This is a genomic window from Pseudomonas sp. C2B4 (assembly GCF_013359695.1).
Taxonomy (GTDB): Bacteria; Pseudomonadota; Gammaproteobacteria; order Pseudomonadales; family Pseudomonadaceae; genus Aquipseudomonas.
Map to the genome: position 1 here is coordinate 158,455 of NZ_JABFMU010000005.1, position 17,498 is coordinate 175,952.

The 17,498-nt window shown below is 61.0% G+C and carries 25 protein-coding genes; all 25 read left to right on the forward strand.

Translation table 11 applies throughout. The annotated features are described in order from the left end of the window. Positions 1 to 161 precede the first annotated feature (161 nt). A complete protein-coding gene (locus HNQ83_RS06245) occupies positions 162 to 1,085 on the forward strand; it encodes a GPO family capsid scaffolding protein (protein ID WP_175388143.1) in 924 nt (307 codons plus the stop codon). 1 nt (position 1,086) lies between these two features. Next, a complete protein-coding gene (locus tag HNQ83_RS06250; protein ID WP_175388144.1) occupies positions 1,087 to 2,121 on the forward strand; it encodes a phage major capsid protein, P2 family in 1,035 nt (344 codons plus the stop codon). Continuing rightward, positions 2,118 to 2,843, forward strand: a complete 726-nt coding sequence (gene gpM / locus HNQ83_RS06255; protein ID WP_175388145.1) for a phage terminase small subunit — start codon at positions 2,118 to 2,120, stop codon at positions 2,841 to 2,843. The genes HNQ83_RS06250 and gpM overlap by 4 nt, the downstream gene beginning before the upstream one ends. Positions 2,844 to 2,940: 97 nt before the next feature. Beyond that, positions 2,941 to 3,402, forward strand: coding sequence for a head completion/stabilization protein (locus HNQ83_RS06260; protein ID WP_175388216.1), 462 nt, complete (start codon positions 2,941 to 2,943; stop codon positions 3,400 to 3,402). Next, complete coding sequence (locus tag HNQ83_RS06265; protein ID WP_175388146.1) at positions 3,399 to 3,851, forward strand: phage tail protein; 453 nt, start codon at positions 3,399 to 3,401, stop codon at positions 3,849 to 3,851. Before HNQ83_RS06260 ends, HNQ83_RS06265 begins: the two co-directional genes overlap by 4 nt. After that, positions 3,838 to 4,521 carry a phage virion morphogenesis protein gene (locus HNQ83_RS06270; protein ID WP_175388147.1) on the forward strand — a complete coding sequence of 228 codons (684 nt, stop codon included), beginning with the start codon at positions 3,838 to 3,840 and terminating at the stop codon, positions 4,519 to 4,521. Before HNQ83_RS06265 ends, HNQ83_RS06270 begins: the two co-directional genes overlap by 14 nt. Positions 4,522 to 4,532: 11 nt before the next feature. Further along, on the forward strand, positions 4,533 to 5,648 hold the full coding sequence (locus tag HNQ83_RS06275; RefSeq protein WP_175388148.1) for a DUF2586 domain-containing protein: 1,116 nt from the start codon (positions 4,533 to 4,535) through the stop codon (positions 5,646 to 5,648). Positions 5,649 to 5,653: 5 nt separating this feature from the next. Further along, the gene (locus HNQ83_RS06280; RefSeq protein WP_175388149.1) at positions 5,654 to 6,106 is read left to right on the forward strand and encodes a phage protein; all 453 of its coding nucleotides are present in this window, start codon (positions 5,654 to 5,656) and stop codon (positions 6,104 to 6,106) included. Beyond that, on the forward strand, positions 6,106 to 6,318 hold the full coding sequence (locus tag HNQ83_RS06285) for a TraR/DksA C4-type zinc finger protein (RefSeq protein WP_175388150.1): 213 nt from the start codon (positions 6,106 to 6,108) through the stop codon (positions 6,316 to 6,318). The genes HNQ83_RS06280 and HNQ83_RS06285 overlap by 1 nt, the downstream gene beginning before the upstream one ends. Then, the gene (locus HNQ83_RS06290; protein WP_175388151.1) at positions 6,315 to 6,707 is read left to right on the forward strand and encodes a D-Ala-D-Ala carboxypeptidase family metallohydrolase; all 393 of its coding nucleotides are present in this window, start codon (positions 6,315 to 6,317) and stop codon (positions 6,705 to 6,707) included. Before HNQ83_RS06285 ends, HNQ83_RS06290 begins: the two co-directional genes overlap by 4 nt. Next, entirely contained in the window at positions 6,708 to 6,923 is a 216-nt protein-coding gene (locus HNQ83_RS06295; protein ID WP_175388152.1) for a hypothetical protein, read from the forward strand. It abuts the gene before it with no gap. After that, the gene (locus HNQ83_RS06300) at positions 6,913 to 7,275 is read left to right on the forward strand and encodes a DUF1353 domain-containing protein (RefSeq protein WP_175388153.1); all 363 of its coding nucleotides are present in this window, start codon (positions 6,913 to 6,915) and stop codon (positions 7,273 to 7,275) included. The genes HNQ83_RS06295 and HNQ83_RS06300 overlap by 11 nt, the downstream gene beginning before the upstream one ends. Position 7,276: 1 nt before the next feature. Continuing rightward, positions 7,277 to 7,534: a hypothetical protein gene (locus HNQ83_RS06305; RefSeq protein WP_175388154.1), complete on the forward strand. Its 258-nt coding sequence runs from the start codon at positions 7,277 to 7,279 to the stop codon at positions 7,532 to 7,534. Beyond that, positions 7,531 to 7,821 carry a putative phage tail assembly chaperone gene (locus HNQ83_RS06310; protein WP_175388155.1) on the forward strand — a complete coding sequence of 97 codons (291 nt, stop codon included), beginning with the start codon at positions 7,531 to 7,533 and terminating at the stop codon, positions 7,819 to 7,821. Before HNQ83_RS06305 ends, HNQ83_RS06310 begins: the two co-directional genes overlap by 4 nt. Before the next feature lie 23 nt (positions 7,822 to 7,844). After that, complete coding sequence (locus tag HNQ83_RS06315) at positions 7,845 to 7,985, forward strand: hypothetical protein (RefSeq protein WP_175388156.1); 141 nt, start codon at positions 7,845 to 7,847, stop codon at positions 7,983 to 7,985. Between the two features lie 5 nt (positions 7,986 to 7,990). Continuing rightward, a complete protein-coding gene (locus tag HNQ83_RS06320) occupies positions 7,991 to 9,976 on the forward strand; it encodes a phage tail tape measure protein (RefSeq protein WP_175388157.1) in 1,986 nt (661 codons plus the stop codon). Then, positions 9,973 to 10,290 carry a DUF2590 family protein gene (locus tag HNQ83_RS06325; RefSeq protein WP_175388158.1) on the forward strand — a complete coding sequence of 106 codons (318 nt, stop codon included), beginning with the start codon at positions 9,973 to 9,975 and terminating at the stop codon, positions 10,288 to 10,290. Before HNQ83_RS06320 ends, HNQ83_RS06325 begins: the two co-directional genes overlap by 4 nt. Further along, positions 10,287 to 11,462 (forward strand): baseplate J/gp47 family protein, encoded by a 1,176-nt coding sequence (locus HNQ83_RS06330; RefSeq protein ID WP_175388159.1) that lies wholly within the window; start codon positions 10,287 to 10,289, stop codon positions 11,460 to 11,462. The genes HNQ83_RS06325 and HNQ83_RS06330 overlap by 4 nt, the downstream gene beginning before the upstream one ends. Next, on the forward strand, positions 11,459 to 11,983 hold the full coding sequence (locus HNQ83_RS06335; RefSeq protein ID WP_175388160.1) for a phage tail protein: 525 nt from the start codon (positions 11,459 to 11,461) through the stop codon (positions 11,981 to 11,983). The genes HNQ83_RS06330 and HNQ83_RS06335 overlap by 4 nt, the downstream gene beginning before the upstream one ends. A gap of 9 nt (positions 11,984 to 11,992) precedes the next feature. Next, positions 11,993 to 13,660, forward strand: a complete 1,668-nt coding sequence (locus HNQ83_RS06340; protein WP_175388161.1) for a phage tail protein — start codon at positions 11,993 to 11,995, stop codon at positions 13,658 to 13,660. Between the two features lie 8 nt (positions 13,661 to 13,668). Next, complete coding sequence (locus HNQ83_RS06345) at positions 13,669 to 14,376, forward strand: hypothetical protein (protein WP_175388162.1); 708 nt, start codon at positions 13,669 to 13,671, stop codon at positions 14,374 to 14,376. Then, entirely contained in the window at positions 14,373 to 15,296 is a 924-nt protein-coding gene (locus HNQ83_RS06350; RefSeq protein ID WP_175388163.1) for a hypothetical protein, read from the forward strand. Before HNQ83_RS06345 ends, HNQ83_RS06350 begins: the two co-directional genes overlap by 4 nt. Further along, positions 15,293 to 15,844 carry a DNA-binding protein gene (locus HNQ83_RS06355; RefSeq protein ID WP_175388164.1) on the forward strand — a complete coding sequence of 184 codons (552 nt, stop codon included), beginning with the start codon at positions 15,293 to 15,295 and terminating at the stop codon, positions 15,842 to 15,844. The genes HNQ83_RS06350 and HNQ83_RS06355 overlap by 4 nt, the downstream gene beginning before the upstream one ends. Further along, positions 15,841 to 16,545: a hypothetical protein gene (locus HNQ83_RS06360; RefSeq protein ID WP_175388165.1), complete on the forward strand. Its 705-nt coding sequence runs from the start codon at positions 15,841 to 15,843 to the stop codon at positions 16,543 to 16,545. The genes HNQ83_RS06355 and HNQ83_RS06360 overlap by 4 nt, the downstream gene beginning before the upstream one ends. Next, complete coding sequence (locus HNQ83_RS06365) at positions 16,518 to 17,489, forward strand: phage baseplate assembly protein V (protein ID WP_175388166.1); 972 nt, start codon at positions 16,518 to 16,520, stop codon at positions 17,487 to 17,489. Before HNQ83_RS06360 ends, HNQ83_RS06365 begins: the two co-directional genes overlap by 28 nt. Positions 17,490 to 17,498: the final 9 nt, after the last annotated feature.

The window sequence follows — 17,498 nt, forward strand, 5'->3', positions numbered from 1 at the left end:
GCCGCAGTCTATGCGGCGAAAACGCGGTAAACGCGGGGTTAAATTCCGCGATTCACCTAGATATCGAATCTAGGAGGAACGCGCATTTGAACCGTTTGTTCAGGGGCAAACGGCTCCCTATCGTGGCGACTCAAATCACCGATTGAGCGCAGTTATCGCCCATGCCCCGTTCCCTTGTTTCGTTTTGGAAACGTGTCGCCACCAGCGGCCCGACCGTAGATGGCCGCGAGATCCTTCCCCAGGAACTGCGTGATATCGCTGAGACCTACAAAGCCGCCACTTACACAGCGGTGATCTGGTGTGACCACGAACGCTGGTACGGCTCCCATGGGACCGTATTTGCCGTGCGCTTGGTTGAAGATGCCGAGGATCTGGTGCCTGGCCAAGTCGCCCTTGAGGCGCAGTTGAAGCCCAACGACAAATTGCTGTGGCTCAACGACCAGGGCGAAAAGCTGTTCACCAGCATCGAGATTACCCCGAATTTCGCGAACACCGGGAAAGCCTACCTGACCGGCCTGGCGGTGACCGACGAGCCCGCCAGCCTGGGCACTCAGGAACTCTACTTCTCGAAGAAGACCAGCAAAGCCGCGTATTACGCCGCATCGCTGGAGCTTGGCCCATTCCAGGAGTCTCAGCCGCAGGGCGAGGCCACCAAACTACTGGGCATGTTCACCCGCCTGTTTAAGCGCTTCGGCCTAGAAGAAGCCCCCTCTGAACCCAACACCCCACAAACCGAGAGCAAACCCCCAATGGATGAAGCTACCGCAACGGCCTTGAAGGCCCTGCTGGCGCAGCTGCTGGTTGTCGCTGCCGGCATTCAGGCCGTGATTGAGCCTGCAGCTGAAGAGGCACCCGAACCCGATCAAGCCCCGATCGATGACGTAAGCGCGGCGGTGGACGAAATCGTCACCACTGCAGAAGAACAACGCGAGTTTGCACGCAGCGGTGGCGCCACCAATAAGGCCGTGCTGGCTGCGCTGGCGAACCTCGATAAAAAGTTCACCGCGCTGCAGAACACCGGTACCGGCCGCCAGTTGCCGCGCACCACTGGCGTGGCTGACAAAGCCAAAGTGCGGGTGCTCTGACATGGCTCATTCCCTGAGCGCCTATGGCGCAAAAATGTATGCGCAGCTGCAGCTGGCCATCGCCGAAACCTACGGCGTCGCGCTGTCCAGTAAGCAGTTCAGTGTGGAGCCTTCGGTCGCCCAAGAGCTGAACGACGCGATCACCGCCAAGTCGGATTTCCTGCAGCGCATCAACGTCATCCCGGTGACCGAGATCAAAGGTCAAAAGGTGTTCATTGGCGTGTCCGGTCCGGTCACTGGCCGAACCAACACCAAGACCACCGACCGCGAAGCCAAGGACGCTTCGGCACTCGATGACACCACCTATGAATTGTCGTCGACTGAATCCGACGTGGGGCTGCCGTACGCGAAAATCGATGCCTGGGCCAAGTTCCCGGACTTCCACAAGCGCTATTCCGACGCCGTGCAAAAGCAGATCGCCCTGGATCGCATCATGGTTGGCTTCCACGGCACGCACGCTGCTCCGCAGACCGACATCGTCGCCTATCCAATGCTGCAGGACGTGAACAAGGGCTGGTTGCAACAGGCCCGTGAGCAGATCCCGGCGCAAGTCCTCAAGGAAGGCAAAACTCCTGGCAAGGTATTGCTGGGCGCTGGTGGCGATTACGCCAACCTGGATGCCCTGGTGCATGACACCAAGCAGATGGTGGACGAACGACTGCGCGACGGCGGCGACCTGATCGCCATTATCGGCACCGACTTGTTGGCCGCTGACAAGGCCAAGCTGTACGCCAAACAAGGCGATGTACCGACCGAGAAAGAGCGCATCGAAGAGGCCCAGGTGATTGCCACCTACGGCGGTCTGCCGAGCTTCAGCGTGCCGTTCTTCCCGGTCAACGGCGTGGTGGTCACCAGTTGGGACAACCTGTCGATCTACTTCCAGGATTCCAGCTGGCGCAAGCAGACCGTGGACAACGCGAAACGCTCCCGCGTCGAGGATTACAACAGCCGTAACGAGGGCTATGTGATCGAGCAGCTGGAGAAGTTCGCGATGACCGAAAACGTCGAGCTGGTGCCGGCAGAGGGCGCAGCGTGAGCCTGGCTCTGGCGCACAAGCGCCGCCTCTTGGCCTTGGGCGGCGCGGCCGTAGCCGCTGCAGCTGCGGCACCGGTGGCGTACACCCCTGGCGATGCGCTGAGCAGCCCAGCCAATGCCCGAAAGCATCTGCTGCTGCAGGAAGCGGCCCTGGACCAGGATCTGGAGCGCCTGAGCGCGATGAAGGGAGCGCTGGCCGGCCGCCAGTTGCTCAAGCGCGACGAACTGCTGCCCAAGTACCAGGACTACATCCAGCGTTACATCGAGTCGGGTATGAACTTCCCGAATCGCGTCCTGGTGCAGGTAATGATCTGGCTGTTTGACACCGCCCAGTTCGAAGACGGGTTGGAGTTGGCTGATTTCGCCATGACCCAAGGGCAGCAAATGCCGGAGCGCTTCAAACGTCGCGACGTCCAGACCTTTGTCGCGGATGCCGTGATCGAGTGGGCCTATGCCGAGTACAACGCCAATCGCAGTCCGGAGCCCTACCTATCCAACTTGCTGCCCCGCGTTGATACGGAATGGGATCTAACAGAGCAGATCCCGGCCAAGTATCACAAGTTGATCGGCATCCGCGCCATGGAGGCCAACGAGTGGGAAACCGCGCTCAAGCATTTTGAGCGTGCCACGGAGTTGTACCCGAAAGCCGGTGTGGACACCCGCATCGAGAAGTGCCGCAAGGCGCTGGCCAGAAAAGAACCCGCCACCAACGGCGCCCAATAACCGACTACCCCCCCAGCGGGGAACTGTGGACGTGTGTCTGCCATTTATGGCCAGCCCCACGGGAAACAGTTTCCCCGCCCTATTTGAGCGGCCAGCAATGAGCTTTTCCGGGAAACCCACCACCTTTGTGGAGCAAGCGATTGAGAACGACGGCTTTTGGCCGAACCTCTCCGTGGCCGAGTTCCAGAAGGGGTATCGCCTACCGGCAGAGCACCTGGTTGAGATGCTGGTCATCAACCTGACCAGCGCAATGACCGAGGTCAATCGTGACCTGGCCAAGTTAAAAGCGCGCTGGCAGGGCGCTGGAGTGTCAAACGTTGAGTCTGCAGACACCACCGTTCTGCCGGAGCGCACCTTTCAAGCCGCGACGTACAAACGCGCTGTGTATTGCCGTGCCAAAGCCAGCTTGCTGCCTGAGTTTGCCTCGGTTGTACGTCGTGAAAGTGCCGAGAACCTGGGTAAAGAAGCTCCTGAGCGCAAAGAAACCTACCTTGAGTTCAGCCAGCAGGCTGTACGCGCTCTGCAGGGCCGTGGCCGCATCACGGCGGCGTTGCTATGACCAAGCTGCAGAAACTCACGGCCTATCTGCTGGAGCGCCGCCTGGTCGAGCCCGAACAGCTCGATAGCTGGACCGAGCAAGTCACCCTCGAACTGGTCTGGAAGCCTGACGTGGATGGCATGCACCTGGGCAACATGCGCTATCGCGCCGCGATTGTCCTGGAGCGTTTCGCCGATCACCCGGCGCGGCTGATGGCCCTAGTTGGCAGTTGGCTGGAAAGCAACGATCCCGGGCGCGATCGCGACGAACTACCGGCCGCGCAGTTCGCCATCGAGATGCTGGACAACGACCTGGCCGACGTGGACATCACCCTGGAGTTTGTCGAGCCACAGTATCTGGCCGAAGACCCCGCCGGCGAGATTCTGGCTTTCGGCAAGACCTGGGCATTTGTCCCGTTCGATCTGTGGGTGGCTGAGCGCGGCGAGGTGGCCACCAATGGCGGGGCGTAGCACCTTCGAACTCGATGCACGCGGTTACCTGGGTGTGCGTGAACAACTGGCTTTGCTTAGCCTGCCGCCACGCTTGCGCCGCCGGCTGCTGAACAACGTCACCAAGCGTGTGCGGACGATGAGTCGCCAGCGTGTGCGCGACCAGCAGAACCTGGACGGCACACCGTTTGAAGCACGGAAGGGCTCCAGCAAAGGCAAGAAAAAGATGGAAGCCGGCCTGGCCAAGCTGATGGTGGTTACCCGCGTCAGCGCCGATGAAGCCGAGTTGGGTTGGCGTAACGCTTTAACTCGTTGGGTCGCCGCGCAACAAAACAACGGCGTCAGCGAGCGCCGCACTGCCGCACAGATGAGGCGCTGGAACAAAACTGCACCCGGCCTGGCTGCGACCGACAAGCAAGCCAAACGCCTGCGCCGGCTGGGCTTTCGTGTGCGCCAGGCCGGTAAAAAAGCGCTGTCCCGGCCATCCGTAGCGTGGATTCAAGAGCATGTGAACTACGCCAAGGCGGGTTTGCTGATCCGCATCCTGGACGACGAACGAGCCGAAACCAGCGGCGCGCAGAGCTGGGAAATCACTCTGCCCAAGCGCCAGTTCATCGGCGTTAACTCCGACCGCGACACCAGCGTGCTGATCAACCAGGTGTTGCAACAAATCCTAACTTCACCCCGTTAACGAGGCATTGCATGGCACTCGGTCAAGTCACCGTCGACAATCTCAATCTGGGCCAGGGTGCCGTGACAGAGATTGAACGTTATTTTCTGTTCATCGGCCCAGCCGGCAAAAACGTCGGCCAGTTCATCCCCCTGAATACCGACAGCGACCTGGATGGAGCCCTGGGCATTCCGGCCAGCGATCTGAAAACCCAAATCATCGCCGCCAGGCTCAACGGCGGTCAGCGCTGGGCGTGCGTCGCCGCTCCAATAGGTGTCGAAGGCAACTGGCAGGAAGCGCTGGAAAAGGCGCAGCAACAGGGCATTTCCGTCGAAGCCGTGGTGATCACCAAACCGGTGGCCACGCCTGGTGAACTGTCGGCTATGCATGACACGGCCGTGGCGCTGAACAACACCTACGGCCGCCGTGTGTTCGTGATGGCCAGCGTTACCGGCATCACCCCCGAACAAACCTGGGCGCACTACCAGACTGAGCAGAAGGCGTTGTTGGCGAACGTAGCGGCACCGCGTGTGCTGGTCGTGCCGCAACTGCACGGCAATGATCTGGGCGTGTTGGCCGGACGCCTGGCCAACACCGCAGTCAGCATTGCGGACAGCCCGATGCGTGTCGCCACCGGTCCGGTGTTGGGACTGGGTGCGGTGCCAATCGACAAAGAAAAGGTGCCCTTGCCGTCTGCCGTGCGCAATGAGCTGGATCGAGCACGCTTCTCCGTGTCGCAAACCTATCCCGACTACCAGGGCGTGTACTGGGGCGACGGCAACATGCTCGACACCCCGGCGAGTGACTTTCAGGTCGTTGAATACCTGCGCATCACCGACAAGGCTGCGCGCCTGATTCGTCCGCTGCTGATTCGTCGCGTGGCCGATCGCCGCTTGAACAGCACCCCCAACAGCATGGCGGTCAACACCAACCAGTTGATGGCGCCGCTGCGTGCCATGGCCAAGTCCAGCACGTTCAACGGCGAGGTGTTCCCGGGTGACATCGAGCCGCCGAAAGACGGCGACCTGGTGCTCAGTTGGCTGAGCAAAACCAAGGTCGCCGCCTTCATCAAACTCAAACCCCTCAACTGCCCGAAAGACCTGACGGCGAACATCGCCCTGGATCTTTCCAACGATCAATCGGAGTAAGGCCCATGGCAAAAATCGGCGGTAAGAATTTCGACGTGAGCCTGGGCGACCTGGTGCTGCACGTCGAGAACTGCACCCTGGACATCACCGACAACTCGGCGGTGGCACAAACCCGGGGCGTTCCCGATGGCTACGTGGAAGGCGACGTCGCGGCGGCGGGTGAGTTTGAGTTGGACACCACCAATTTCAACCTGCTGATCGACGCGGCGCGATCGGCCGGCAGCTTCCGTGCGTTGAAACCGTTCGACGCGGTGTTTTTCGCCAAGGCCGGTGAAGAAGAGGAACTGCGGGTGGAAGCCTTCGGCTGCAAGGTGAAGATTTCCAGCCTGCTAGGTATCGATCCCAAGGGTGCGGAAAAGAGCAAACACAAAGTGCCGTTCAACGTCACCAGCCCTGACTTTGTGCACATCAACGGCGTGCCGTACCTCGATGCCCGTGAGATCGAGGGCCTGCGCTGATGGTGTGCCCGTTCGATCGTGCCCAGGCGCTGGAGCAACGCCAGCGTGACCAGGCGATCGCCGCCCAGCTCGCCAAGGCACGCCCGATCGGGCCGAGCCGCAGCCATTGCCTGGAGTGCGAAAACCCTATTCCGGAGCAGCGCCAGGCCCTGGGCGGAATCAGCCGGTGCTCCCCGTGCCAATCCCTTTTTGAGACAGGAAAACTCCGATGAGCCTGATCACCTGGCCGCACTTTGCTGCGGCTGAATTGCGCTGCCGGTGCGGGAAATGTGCCAGCACCGGCGCCGAGATGAATCCGAATTTCATGGCTGAGTTGGTAACGCTGCGTCAGCAGTTTGGTCGGCCGATGGCACTCAGCAGTGCCTTCCGCTGCCCCCAGCATCCGGTGGAAGTAAACAAGCCCGCCCCCGGTGAACACTGTACCGGCTTGGCCGTTGACGTGCGCTGCAGTGGTGTTGATGCCGTGGAGATTTTGCGCCTAGCCATGAACCTGAAGTTCACTCGCTTCGGGATCAGCCAGCGCGGTAGTGCCCGTTTTATCCACTTGGGTATGGCGCCGGCCGGTGGCCGATTCCCCAGCCCTGCGATCTGGAGCTACTGAATGTCTCGATTGTCGATTGTTGCCCTGTTCACCGCCGTCGCTCTGGTCGGTTGTGCCTTCAGTGACGCCCGTACGGTGGTGGCGCGGAGTGCGTCCACGCTAGTGGCGATGTATTGCCAAGCGCCGGAAACAGTACGCGTGCTGCTGCGTGCGCAGATCGCCAGTGACACCGCCCCCAATACCATTCGCGTGGGGTGCGCCGCCGATGCCCTTTGAAAGTGATCTGGAATTGCGACACCGGCCCGGGCACACCCGCTGGGAAGTGATCCGCCCGCTGGTCTATCGGACCAGCGACGGGCGACAGGTCGTTGTGCCGGTTGGCTACCTCTCGGACCTGGCCAGTGTGCCGCACGTAGCGCGCCGGATCGTTGATCCACAAACGCCCCAAGCACGTCGGCCTTCGGTGGTGCATGACCACATTTACACCCACTTGAGCCACCGTTTCAGCAAGGTGGAAGCCGACCGGATTTTCTACGACGCGCTGCGTGAAGAAGGCATGGCCACGCCTTTGGCCTGGCTGATGTGGAAAGCCGTGCGCATCGGCGGTCGCGGCACCTGGAGTGCATGACATGGAACTCAATCCATTAACCGTGAGCATCCTTTTAGTGCTGACCGAACTGGCGCTGACCGGTGTCATGGGCTTTCAGGTGTACCTGTTCAAACAGATCAATGCGGCACGCCGCGAGCACCTGGAACTGCGCCTGCACCTGGCACAGAACTACGTGCGCAACGACCAGTTCGACAAGGTCATTACCCGCCTGGAAGACCGGCTGGAAAACCACCTCGATACCTATTTCAAAAACCTCAACAAGAGAGCGAGCGCATGAACGAGCAAAACCCGGAAATCGTCCTGGAAGTCGGCGAACAGGAATTCACCTTCAACCTGACCCCGCAGGACGTCACCAAATACTTCAACGCGCTGACGCAGACCAACAAAGTTGCCCCGGGCAACAACCTGCTGATGACCACCGTCAAGCAGGAACAGCGTGCCACTTTGAAACCACTGCTGGGCAACCCGGTGATGGTGATGCAGCTCGCCGGCACGCTGTTGGAAGAGTACGCGCCGAACGTTGAGGTGATCGTAAAAAAGCGCTCGACCACGCTGACCGCCTAACCGAAAACGGCCTGGGTCAGTTGATGGCCCTGACCAACCGCTGGCTGCCTGGAGCCGAGCCCACGACCGAAGCGATGGGCACGGCCAAGTGGCTGGAAGACGAATACTGGAGACGCATGGAGTTTGCCGTGGCTAACGGCATCGCCCTTGCGCTGAACGGGTAACGATTTTGGCAGACCGTAGCGCCAGCCTGGCTTTCATCCTGAGCCTGACCGACAAGGTCACCGCGCCCCTGGGCAAGGTGAAAATGGGCTTTTCCGACCTTGCCGAGCAGAGCGAACAGCACATCAAAACGATGGGCTTGGGTCTGGGCGGGCTTACGGCGGCCGTGGTCGGCATTCAGCAATCCATGGCACCGGCGTTGGAGGTTAACCGCGCCCTGGGCGACGTCCGATCGCTGGGTGTGGCCGAGGACGCTTTGAGTGCGCTCAACAGCAAGTCGCTGGAGTTTGCGGTGAACTACGGCGAGAACGCCCGTGATTTTGTCGCGTCGGCATACCAAATCGATGGTGCGATCAAGGGCCTGGCCGGCAACCAGCTGGCCACCTTCACCAACACCAGCAACCTGTTGGCCAAGGCGACCAAGACCGATGCCGGCACGATGGGCGAGTACGTCGGCACGCTCTACAACCTGCAAAAATCCCAGGCCGATGCCATGGGCAAGGACGAGTGGGTCGAAAGGCTCGGTGGTCAGACGGCACTGGCGGTGCGGATGTTCCGTACCAGTGGTGCGGCGATGAAGGACGCCTTCAAGGAGGCCGGCGCGATCGCCACGACAGCCGGTGTCGATCTGGCCGAGCAGATGGCCGTGATCGGCACCCTGAGCAGCACCATGGAAGGCGGTGACGCGGGTGGACGCTACAAATCGTTCTTCGAGAATATCGGCGCGGCGTCGGACAAGTTGGGGCTGAAGTTCACCGACCAGCAGGGCAAGATCCTGCCGATCATGACCATCCTGGACAAACTCCAGGGCAAGTTCGGCGATCTGTCCAGCGCCTCGGCTGGGGCCAAGTTGATGGAAGCGTTCGGTGGTGAAGGCGCCCAGGTGATCGGCGCCCTTGCCAAAGACAGCGAGCGGTTGCGCAACGGTATCGATCAACTGGGCAAGGTGCGCGGTCTGGAAAAGGCTGAGCAGATGGCCCAAGCGATGGTCGATCCATGGCAGCAGTGGGCGTCCCTGGTCGAGGTCATGCGCGTGGTATTTGGCCAGGTGCTGATCCCGGTCCTGTCGCCGTTCATGTCCAAGATGGTCGACATCGGCAAAACCCTGGTGCGCTGGTCGCAGCTGTTTCCCAACATCACCCGCGTGATCGGCCTCACCGCGCTGACCATCATGGGCATCGTGGCCGCCATGTCGTTGCTCACTCTGGTGGTGGGAATCGCCAGGACCACCTGGCTGGGCCTGGTGACAGTGTGGAAAGTGGTGCAGTTGCTGAACTTGCGCACCGTGGCCGGCTTCATTCTGCAAAAGCTGGCCATCCTGGCTTATTCCGTCGTGATCTATGGTTTGAGCGCTGCCCTGGCGGTCATTCGCGGCGCTATGTTGTTGTGGCAGGGCGCGATATGGCTGGTCAACGTTGCCCTGACCGCCAACCCGATCGGCGTCATTGTGATGGGGATTGCCGTACTGGTCGCGATGGTGGTCGCCGCCGTCTACTACTGGGACGAATGGACGTCGGCGCTCATGGACACCGCCGCCTTTCAATGGGTCGCGGACAAGTTCGCGGGGCTGTCGGACTGGTTCAACTCCATGGGCGGCTGGTCGAGCATGGCCAAGGCGGCCTGGGACAGCATCGTCGGCGTCTTTCAGACGGCGATCAACGGCCTGATCGAGATGCTCAACAGCATCCCCGGGGTGAACATCGAGGCGCGTTTCGGTGGCATGCCCGACATTCCCGGCGTCGATGCCGCGACTAGTGCCGCCGACGCCGCCGGCACCGCACAGAAAGCCCAGCAGTCCATCAACTCGGCCATCCCCAGCCTGTCTCCGGCGCGCCCGTCAGCGGTGCCGCCAGGCGGCCTGCTGACCAGCATTCAGAACAACACCAACAGCCAGAACAAGGGCACCCATGTGGAGAACGTGAACATTCAAACCAGCAAGCCGATGAGCCCGCTGGAAATGGAAAACATGATGGCCATGGCGGTGGGAGGATGAGCGAGTACCTGGACCTGTTGATCGTCAACAACGACCTGGCGCTGGACCCGTCGCACCAGCCGCGGCTGGTCGATGACCGCGCCTGCATCGCCCAGGACATCGCGCACATGATCCGTGACAGCGGGCTGCTGGTCACCCTGGTGGCCGAGCGCGATCGGCTGCGCCAACGCGACTGCATTCAACAGCTGGAGCTGCTGGTGGAGGCGGACGAACGCCTGGTGCCGGGTACAGCGCGCATCACGCAGTTGGAGGCTGGCCAGTACTTGGTCACCGCGAAAACCCTGAAATTCGGATTGATTGAGGTTCGTGCATGAGCGAGGTCGATTTTAAGCAAGTGATCGCCGACGCCGGCATTCCCACCACGGAAGCGGGGCTGAAGGCGGCCTGGGAAAAGGAAGTGGTGGCTCAGGGTGCCAAGGTGGCCAACACCAGCAGCTATTCGCCGTTCTGGCGCGTGATGACGGCCCTGGTGACCAAACCGGTGCTATGGCTGCTGGATTTTCTGTGCCTGACGGTGCTGCCCAACTTCTTTGTGAAAACGGCGGTGGACGCCTGGCTGGACATGCTGGCTTGGGCGGTCAACGTCGAGCGCAAGGGCGCCACCAAAGCCCGGGGCACTTTGCTGTTTACCCGGGCGACACCGGACGGGGTGATGGAGCTGCCCAAAGGTATCGCCGTGCAGTCAGCATCAATCAACGGCAACGTCTACCAGTTGAACACGACCGCCGCCGCGACTTTCCAGAATGGCCAGTTGCAACTGGCAGTGCCGGTGGAAGGCAAGGAGGCGGGCAGCGGCTACAACCTGGCACCTGGTTACTACGCGATCCTGCCGGAGCCGGTACCGGGCATTGTCCAGGTGTCCAACGTGGACGGCTGGCTGGAATCCCCGGGTGCAGATCCTGAACCCAACGACCAACTGCGTCTACGTGTGCGTAACCAGTTTTCGGCGGTCAACCAATGGCACACCGACGCGGTGTATCGCGCCATGATTTCCGCGTTCCCGGGTGTGCGTCCGGATGGCGTTTATTTCGAGCATGGCGCACCACGGGGGCCGGGCAGCGCGAACGCCTTTGTGCTGTTCGATGCCGGTGTGCCGGCGGACAGCTACCTGGAGCAAATCAACGTGCACATTCGGGACCAGGGCAATCACGGGCACGGTGATGACCTGCTGGCCATGGTCATGCCGGAAGTGCTGGTGGACCTTGAAGTCTTAGTCTGGCCGCGTTTGAACCTCAACGCGGAACAGATCAGCACCCTGGAAAAAGAGGTCGATCTGTTCGTGCGGGCCGCGTTTCGCGAAAGCACCCCGCGTGATTACCAGCCAACGCTGACCTTTCCCCAGTCGCGTTTCAGCCTGAGCCGCTTGGTCGAAGAACTGCACCAGCAATTCGCCGACATCGAGTCGCTGAGCATGCTCCAGCCGGACGACATCATTTCGGGCTTGAACATTCCGCGCCTGAACAGCCTCACGGTGAGCATGCAATGAACAAGCTGAAACTACCGTTTTGGCTCGCTGGGACTGAGCTTTCAAAGCTGACCGCTGCCGCCCAGGCCTGGTGGGAAACCGTCACCGGCTGGCTGCGTTGGCCCTACCAGCAAATTGATCCCGACACCTGCCACCTGACCATCCTGGAGCTGTGGGCCTGGCAGCGCGACGTCACGCGCTTCAAGGGCGAACCGGAAGCCTTGTTTCGCCTGCGCGTGAAATACGCCTTCATCAATTCAGTGGACGCTGGCAGCACTGCCGGGATGAAACGCATTTTCCAGCGCCTAGGCGTCGGTTACGTCGAGATCGAGGAGCGCCACCCCGATCGGGATTGGGACGTGGTCCTGCTCAAATTCAGCAACGCCCAGCTGTCACTGAACCCGGAGCTGCTGCGTGTGTTGATCCAGCAATACGGCCGGACCTGCCGGCGTTATGACTTCTTCACCATCACCCCCGTGGCGCTGCAAATCGCCTTGATTGACTTTAACGACGACCAGCAAACGCTGGTTGCCCGCCTGTAGGAGCGCACCGTGAGCGCCAGTATTACCTTGGCCGGTGAAGGCCAAATCGCCCTAAAGCTAAGCCAGCAAAAAAATCTGATCATCAGCAAATTCATTTTTGCCAATGTTCCCGGGCTGGACCCGGTGACACCCGTTGATCGCGCAGCCGGCAGACCGCCGGCGGGGCAGATTGTCCACGTCTACGCCATCCCCAAAGAAAATGCCGGCTACGTCAATCCCAACCAGGTGGTGTACAGCGCGCAGCTGGGGTCAGACATCGGCGATTGGGATTTCAACTGGGTCGGCGTTGAGGATGAAGACGGTCTGTTGTTTGCCGTGTCCTACGTGCCGCTGCAGCAGAAGCGCAAGAACATTCCGCCGCTTCAGATCGGCAACAACGTCACCCGCAATTTTCTGGTGGCGTTCGATGGTGCTCAACAGCTTACTGGCGTGACGATCAGCGCCAGCACCTGGCAGCACGATTTTACTGTGCGCCTGGCGGGCATTGATGAGCGTGAACGGCAAAGCAACCGGAACCTGTACGGGCGCGCCTGTTTCTTTGGCGACTCCCTGACCTTTGAAAAAGTCGCGAGCGCGTACCAGGTTCGTTCGGGAACGGCCTACATCGAAGGTATTCGGGTGGCCTTGGGTGAGCCGTTGCCAGTTCCCGGTGTCGTCCCCGTTGGTAAGGTCTGGTTGGATGTCTGCCTGGAACGTCAACTCAATGATCGAGTGGCCCGGTGGAAAGTTGTGTATGGCGATCAAGCGGATTACACCGACGCTGCCGGCACCCGCCACTATTGCGTGCCGATCGCTGACTTCGTGTCCTTGAGCAACATCATCGACCTGCGACCATCCGAACCTATTGGGACTGCCTTGATTCGTTATTTGGCGGCGCGTAATGGCGACTACCCGGATCTGCGCGCTCGAGCGACAACCAAGGGCGACGTGGGTCTGGGCAATTTGCCCAACGCCAAGAGCGACGATCCTTTAACCAACAGCAGTGAGATCCTGGCCACAACCGCCGCGCTGAATAAGCTCCAGCAACAAGTCGGTGATTCGATGACGGGCATGGTGGCCAGCTTTGCCATGAAGACGGCACCCACCGGCTGGCTGAGGTGCAACGGTGCGCTGATTTCCCGCACCACCTTTGCCAGCCTGTTCGCCCGTATAGGTACAACATTTGGTGCGGGCGACGGCGTGACCACCTTCGGCATTCCAGATTCGCGCGGTTTGTTCCTGCGTGACTGGGACGACGGTCGCGGCTTTGACCTCAGTCGCGTGTTTGGATCGTTCCAGGACATGCTGCTGCAATCCCACGCCCATACCGCCACTGCCGCCACCGTGGGCGATCACGTCCACGCTGCTTCGACCGATGCGCAGGGTTCTCACGCCCACGCCGCCTGGACCGATGCCCAAGGCTCTCACGCTCACAACATTCCGCGAGCGCTTAACAGCAACGTGGGTAACGGCGGTCCTAACATCACGACGGCCAACGGTGCCAATGGGTGGGCTGCGACTACGGATGTGCAAGGCTCGCACGCTCACAACATTGGCGTCGGCGAGGCGGGCTATCACGCCCACAACGTGGGTATCGGCGGTGCGGGTAACCACACCCACGCCATCACGGTGGCTGCCAATGGCGGCGCCGAAACACGGCCGAAGAACCTGGCCCTCCTTTTCTGTATCAAGTACTGAGGCTGCGCATGACCCCGAAAGTCGTTTATCAAACCAACCCTCTCGGCGTGTACGTGGGGCAGGCGCTCGCCGATCCATGCCCCATTGAGCCGGGCGTGTACCTGATTCCTGCCGGTTGCGTTGAAGTACCGCCGCCGGCGCCGGTGGACAACAAGGTCGCTGTTTGGAGCGGTGGGCAGTGGCAGCTGGTGGACTTTTACCAGGGCGTCACCGCCTACAGCATCACCACCGGCGAACCCCTGACGCTGGATGGCTTTCAGCCCTTGCCCAACGGCTACACCCTGAAGAAACCCGGGCCGAACCAGGTCTGGAAAGATGGGGGTTGGGTGGACGACGACGGGGCTGTGTTGGCGGCGTTGTACCAGGAAAAACTGCTGAAGATCGGTGCGGATTGCGCACGCTACATCGAAGGCGGCTTCAGCTCTGACGCGCTGGGCTGGACCTTCCGCTATGCCAGCGAGCTGGAAGACCAAATCAACCTGACCGGGATGATTCTGAGCGGCCTCGATACCGATTACGCCTGCGTTGACGAACACCAGGTGAAGGCCTTTCGACCGCACACAGCGGCTCAACTGCATGAAGTTGGCCAAGCTCTGATGCGCTTCAAATATGCCGCCTTGCGGCATGCTGACGCCCTCAAGCAGGCACTGGCCGACGTCCTCAAAGATGAGGATCTGGCGGCGATGAAGGCGATCACCTGGACATCGCCGGCATGACCTGGACGCCGGTAACCATGCGCTGGCCCGAGCAATCCTCGCAATGGATGGGCAACCTGACCGCCGCCCAGGAGCTGGCCAGCGGTGAGCTGGGTAGCACCGGGCAACGCTTGGCCATACTGGAAGGCCTGGTCAGCACCAGCCCGGGGCCGGTCGGCGATGCGGCGAAAGAAGTGATTGCCGCCGGCCGTGCCGCGCTGTCAGGCCAATTGAGCCAGGCCCCCGCGTGCCTGGTGGTCACCCCGTTTCAACCGGGTATTGGCCAGGGGCGCGGTTATCAGCGTTTCCTGTCCGCTCCGAACCTGCTCGAGCACCTGGCGAAAAAACTTGAGGACGTGACCGACACCGGTCGACCGACTGGGCCGCAATACGCGCTGTCGATCTTGTTTTTAAGCACGCGCCTGGAACAGCTGGCCAGCAGCCTGGCGCGGTTCATCGCGTTGTTTCCGGTGCCCGACCTGGTGCGCACACAGCGCCGGGCTCAACACCTGTCGACGTTGGAGACCGAGAAATGGGAGATCCCCGCCGCCGGTCCATTGCCGCGCTGGCAAGCGTTGCCCCTGGAGCGTTGCACAGTGGTCAAAGCCGCCAAGCAATCAATGACTGGCCAACTCTCGGTGCTTGAGGGCTACGCGGCGGACAGCTCGCCAATGGGCGATCTGGCTGCACTGGCAACACGCAAAGCGCAGCAGCAACAACAGCGAAACGATCAACTGGACGAGCTGAAAGCCCTGCTGACTGGCGGCAGTCCCGACGTCAGCATGCGCGCCCGCTTGATTGGCCCGGGCAACACCAGCGAGTTGCGTCGCCAGTTGCTGGCCGGGGATGCACCTGGTCATGAGTGGGTGCTATGTGCCGGGGTGATGCTGGTCGGCTCGAAAGAGGGATTGAGTTTTGTCCAGGAGTTGGTTGGCCTATGACGCTTTTACTCGATGGTCACAAAGTCCAGGGCAAGAACCTCAAGGTCACCGCCAATCTGCGTATTGAAAGCGGCGACATGTCCGGGCAGACCAGCAACACCGACAAGGCGCACAAGGGCTTCAAGCCCAAGACCCTGACCGTATCTTTGCTGATCCCCTTTGTGGATAAAACGCAGCTCGTTGATCTGTTGCGCTTGGCCGAAGCCACGGCCGGCGGTGGCCAGCTGCACTTGTATCGCGTCGTCAACGACTCGGCCGAAGCCTTCGGCGTGCGCCAGGTTGAGTTCTCCGACGGTGTCAGCGCCCGGGAAGACGATTCGCTGCGTGCCTGGCTGGTCCAGTTCACGCTGAGCGAGCGCGAATCAAACCCGGAAAAGGTCGAGAGCCGACGCGCCGACAACCCGGTCAACGCCCAAGGCGCCCCGGGCAGTCCGGTTGGCGATGGGGCAGGGGGTAACGGCGCATCGAGCGACAACCCGGCGTTGAGCGGCTTCGAAAAGGTACTGGGTCGTGTGGATAAGTGGCTGGGTGGGAGTGCGCCGGCATGAAGTTGCACAAAGTGTTGGTCATCAATGGCGCACCCTTTGCCCTGGTGAAAGAGGATGTTCGCCTGGACGCCACCAGCCCGGGGCGAGCGACGTTCACCATTCAATCCGCGGTGCCGGTGAAAGGCCTGGTGACGCTGGATATCGGTTACAACGAAGGCACACTGCAACGGCATTTCATCGGTTACGTCGAGCGCTGCACCGCCGCCAATGCCGTCGAACAGGTGCTGTTTTGCCGCGAGCTGGCCGCCGTCCTGGCGAACCCCCTGCCGATGAATCTGCGTCACGTCGATTTGCGCGCCGTGCTGGCTGTCATCAGTGAGCAGACCGGTCTGCGGTTCCGTGTCCCCGATCGCCCTTACGCCAGCGTGAAAGCCCCGTTCTTTTACAGCCTGGCTGCCGGCTACCAGGCGATGGACAGCCTTACCCGGGTTTTCAACATTCCCGACTTCATCTGGCAGCAACAGGGCAACGGCGAAGTGTTCGTGGGCAGCTGGGCGGACAGTTTTTTCGGTGTCCGGGCGCCGCTACAAATTCCCACGGAGCTGTTCGACGGCTACCAGGGCAACCAAAGTGCAATGGTCGCAGCCCTTCCCGGGTTGCGACCAGGTGCAACGATCAACCAAGGCGAGCGCGTCACCAGTGTGGCGCTCGCCAACGACCAGATGGCCATCCGATGGAAGACGCAATCCGCCGCAGCGTAGAGCGGCAATTTCCCGAACTCACCGGTGGTTACCACCTGCCGCGCTTTGCCCGGGTTATCGCCGTGGCCGATGCGCCGGCCGGCGCCGGGATCTGTGACGATTTCCGGCCGCGCTATGCGGTCGACATCGAGGTACTGGGTCCGGACGGCGAACCAGATTTGCAGTTGCCCCAGCTGGCCGGGGTGCCGTTGCCACTGCCCACCGGTGGCCAGGAAATGGGTCTGTATGCCTTTCCGGAGGAGGGCACCCAAGTGGTGGTGTGTTTCGCCTACGGCCTGCCGAACAAACCCTACATCCAGACGATCCTGCCGCACGGGTTGAGCATGCCGAAGGTGCCGAAGGGCGATCAGGTGTGGCAGCACAGCGACGCCGTGCAGCAGCGGGTAGACGCCGACGGCAACTGGTTGCGTCAGACCGATGGCAAGATCCGGGACAAGGCGATCGAGCGCGAAATCGAAGCCCTGGACAACACCGAGAGCTTTCAGAATCACACCAGGACAGTGGACGACCATTCAACCGAGTCAGTGGGTGGTATTAAAAAGATCGAGGCGCTGGGCGCGCTTAAGCTGTTGTCGGGCGGATCCGCGAGCGTCGCGGCAGTGGACGACCTGCACCAGGCGACGGGCCGTGATCTGAATTTGGTGGTCGGGCAAAAGCACAACGCCACGGTGGGTGGCGACATGCAGGAGAGAATCCAGGGTTTGCGCCAGAGCATGGCTGGTATAGCGCAAAGCTTAAAGGCTCCGAAAAATTGGATTGGTTCGGAAGGTGTGAATCTTTTTCGAGTGGTAGGCGACACACTGGAGTTACTGCAAGAAATGAACGAGCAATTGGCGGCACATACACACGGGCCTACTCCAACTCCCTCTAACGCAGCAGCCTTTACGGTTAAAGCAGAACTATCTAAAGAATTGGGAAACAAGGTTAGGGCTATTGCCCTTTGATATTGTTGG

Excerpts from the sequence above, each read along its gene's own strand:
- HNQ83_RS06305 (WP_175388154.1), top strand. The coding sequence starts at position 7,277 with ATGGAACTCAATCCATTAACCGTGAGCATCCTTTTAGTGCTGACCGAA.
- HNQ83_RS06315 (WP_175388156.1), top strand. The coding sequence starts at position 7,845 with ATGGCCCTGACCAACCGCTGGCTGCCTGGAGCCGAGCCCACGACCGAA.
- HNQ83_RS06300 (WP_175388153.1), top strand. The coding sequence starts at position 6,913 with ATGCCCTTTGAAAGTGATCTGGAATTGCGACACCGGCCCGGGCACACC.
- HNQ83_RS06285 (WP_175388150.1), top strand. The coding sequence starts at position 6,106 with ATGGTGTGCCCGTTCGATCGTGCCCAGGCGCTGGAGCAACGCCAGCGT.
- HNQ83_RS06275 (WP_175388148.1), top strand. The coding sequence starts at position 4,533 with ATGGCACTCGGTCAAGTCACCGTCGACAATCTCAATCTGGGCCAGGGT.
- HNQ83_RS06280 (WP_175388149.1), top strand. The coding sequence starts at position 5,654 with ATGGCAAAAATCGGCGGTAAGAATTTCGACGTGAGCCTGGGCGACCTG.
- HNQ83_RS06290 (WP_175388151.1), top strand. The coding sequence starts at position 6,315 with ATGAGCCTGATCACCTGGCCGCACTTTGCTGCGGCTGAATTGCGCTGC.
- HNQ83_RS06350 (WP_175388163.1), top strand. The coding sequence starts at position 14,373 with ATGACCTGGACGCCGGTAACCATGCGCTGGCCCGAGCAATCCTCGCAA.
- HNQ83_RS06335 (WP_175388160.1), top strand. The coding sequence starts at position 11,459 with ATGAACAAGCTGAAACTACCGTTTTGGCTCGCTGGGACTGAGCTTTCA.
- HNQ83_RS06295 (WP_175388152.1), top strand. The coding sequence starts at position 6,708 with ATGTCTCGATTGTCGATTGTTGCCCTGTTCACCGCCGTCGCTCTGGTC.
- HNQ83_RS06260 (WP_175388216.1), top strand. The coding sequence starts at position 2,941 with ATGAGCTTTTCCGGGAAACCCACCACCTTTGTGGAGCAAGCGATTGAG.
- HNQ83_RS06265 (WP_175388146.1), top strand. The coding sequence starts at position 3,399 with ATGACCAAGCTGCAGAAACTCACGGCCTATCTGCTGGAGCGCCGCCTG.
- HNQ83_RS06355 (WP_175388164.1), top strand. The coding sequence starts at position 15,293 with ATGACGCTTTTACTCGATGGTCACAAAGTCCAGGGCAAGAACCTCAAG.
- HNQ83_RS06270 (WP_175388147.1), top strand. The coding sequence starts at position 3,838 with ATGGCGGGGCGTAGCACCTTCGAACTCGATGCACGCGGTTACCTGGGT.
- HNQ83_RS06245 (WP_175388143.1), top strand. The coding sequence starts at position 162 with ATGCCCCGTTCCCTTGTTTCGTTTTGGAAACGTGTCGCCACCAGCGGC.
- HNQ83_RS06330 (WP_175388159.1), top strand. The coding sequence starts at position 10,287 with ATGAGCGAGGTCGATTTTAAGCAAGTGATCGCCGACGCCGGCATTCCC.
- HNQ83_RS06365 (WP_175388166.1), top strand. The coding sequence starts at position 16,518 with ATGGAAGACGCAATCCGCCGCAGCGTAGAGCGGCAATTTCCCGAACTC.
- HNQ83_RS06250 (WP_175388144.1), top strand. The coding sequence starts at position 1,087 with ATGGCTCATTCCCTGAGCGCCTATGGCGCAAAAATGTATGCGCAGCTG.
- HNQ83_RS06325 (WP_175388158.1), top strand. The coding sequence starts at position 9,973 with ATGAGCGAGTACCTGGACCTGTTGATCGTCAACAACGACCTGGCGCTG.
- HNQ83_RS06345 (WP_175388162.1), top strand. The coding sequence starts at position 13,669 with ATGACCCCGAAAGTCGTTTATCAAACCAACCCTCTCGGCGTGTACGTG.
- HNQ83_RS06310 (WP_175388155.1), top strand. The coding sequence starts at position 7,531 with ATGAACGAGCAAAACCCGGAAATCGTCCTGGAAGTCGGCGAACAGGAA.
- HNQ83_RS06360 (WP_175388165.1), top strand. The coding sequence starts at position 15,841 with ATGAAGTTGCACAAAGTGTTGGTCATCAATGGCGCACCCTTTGCCCTG.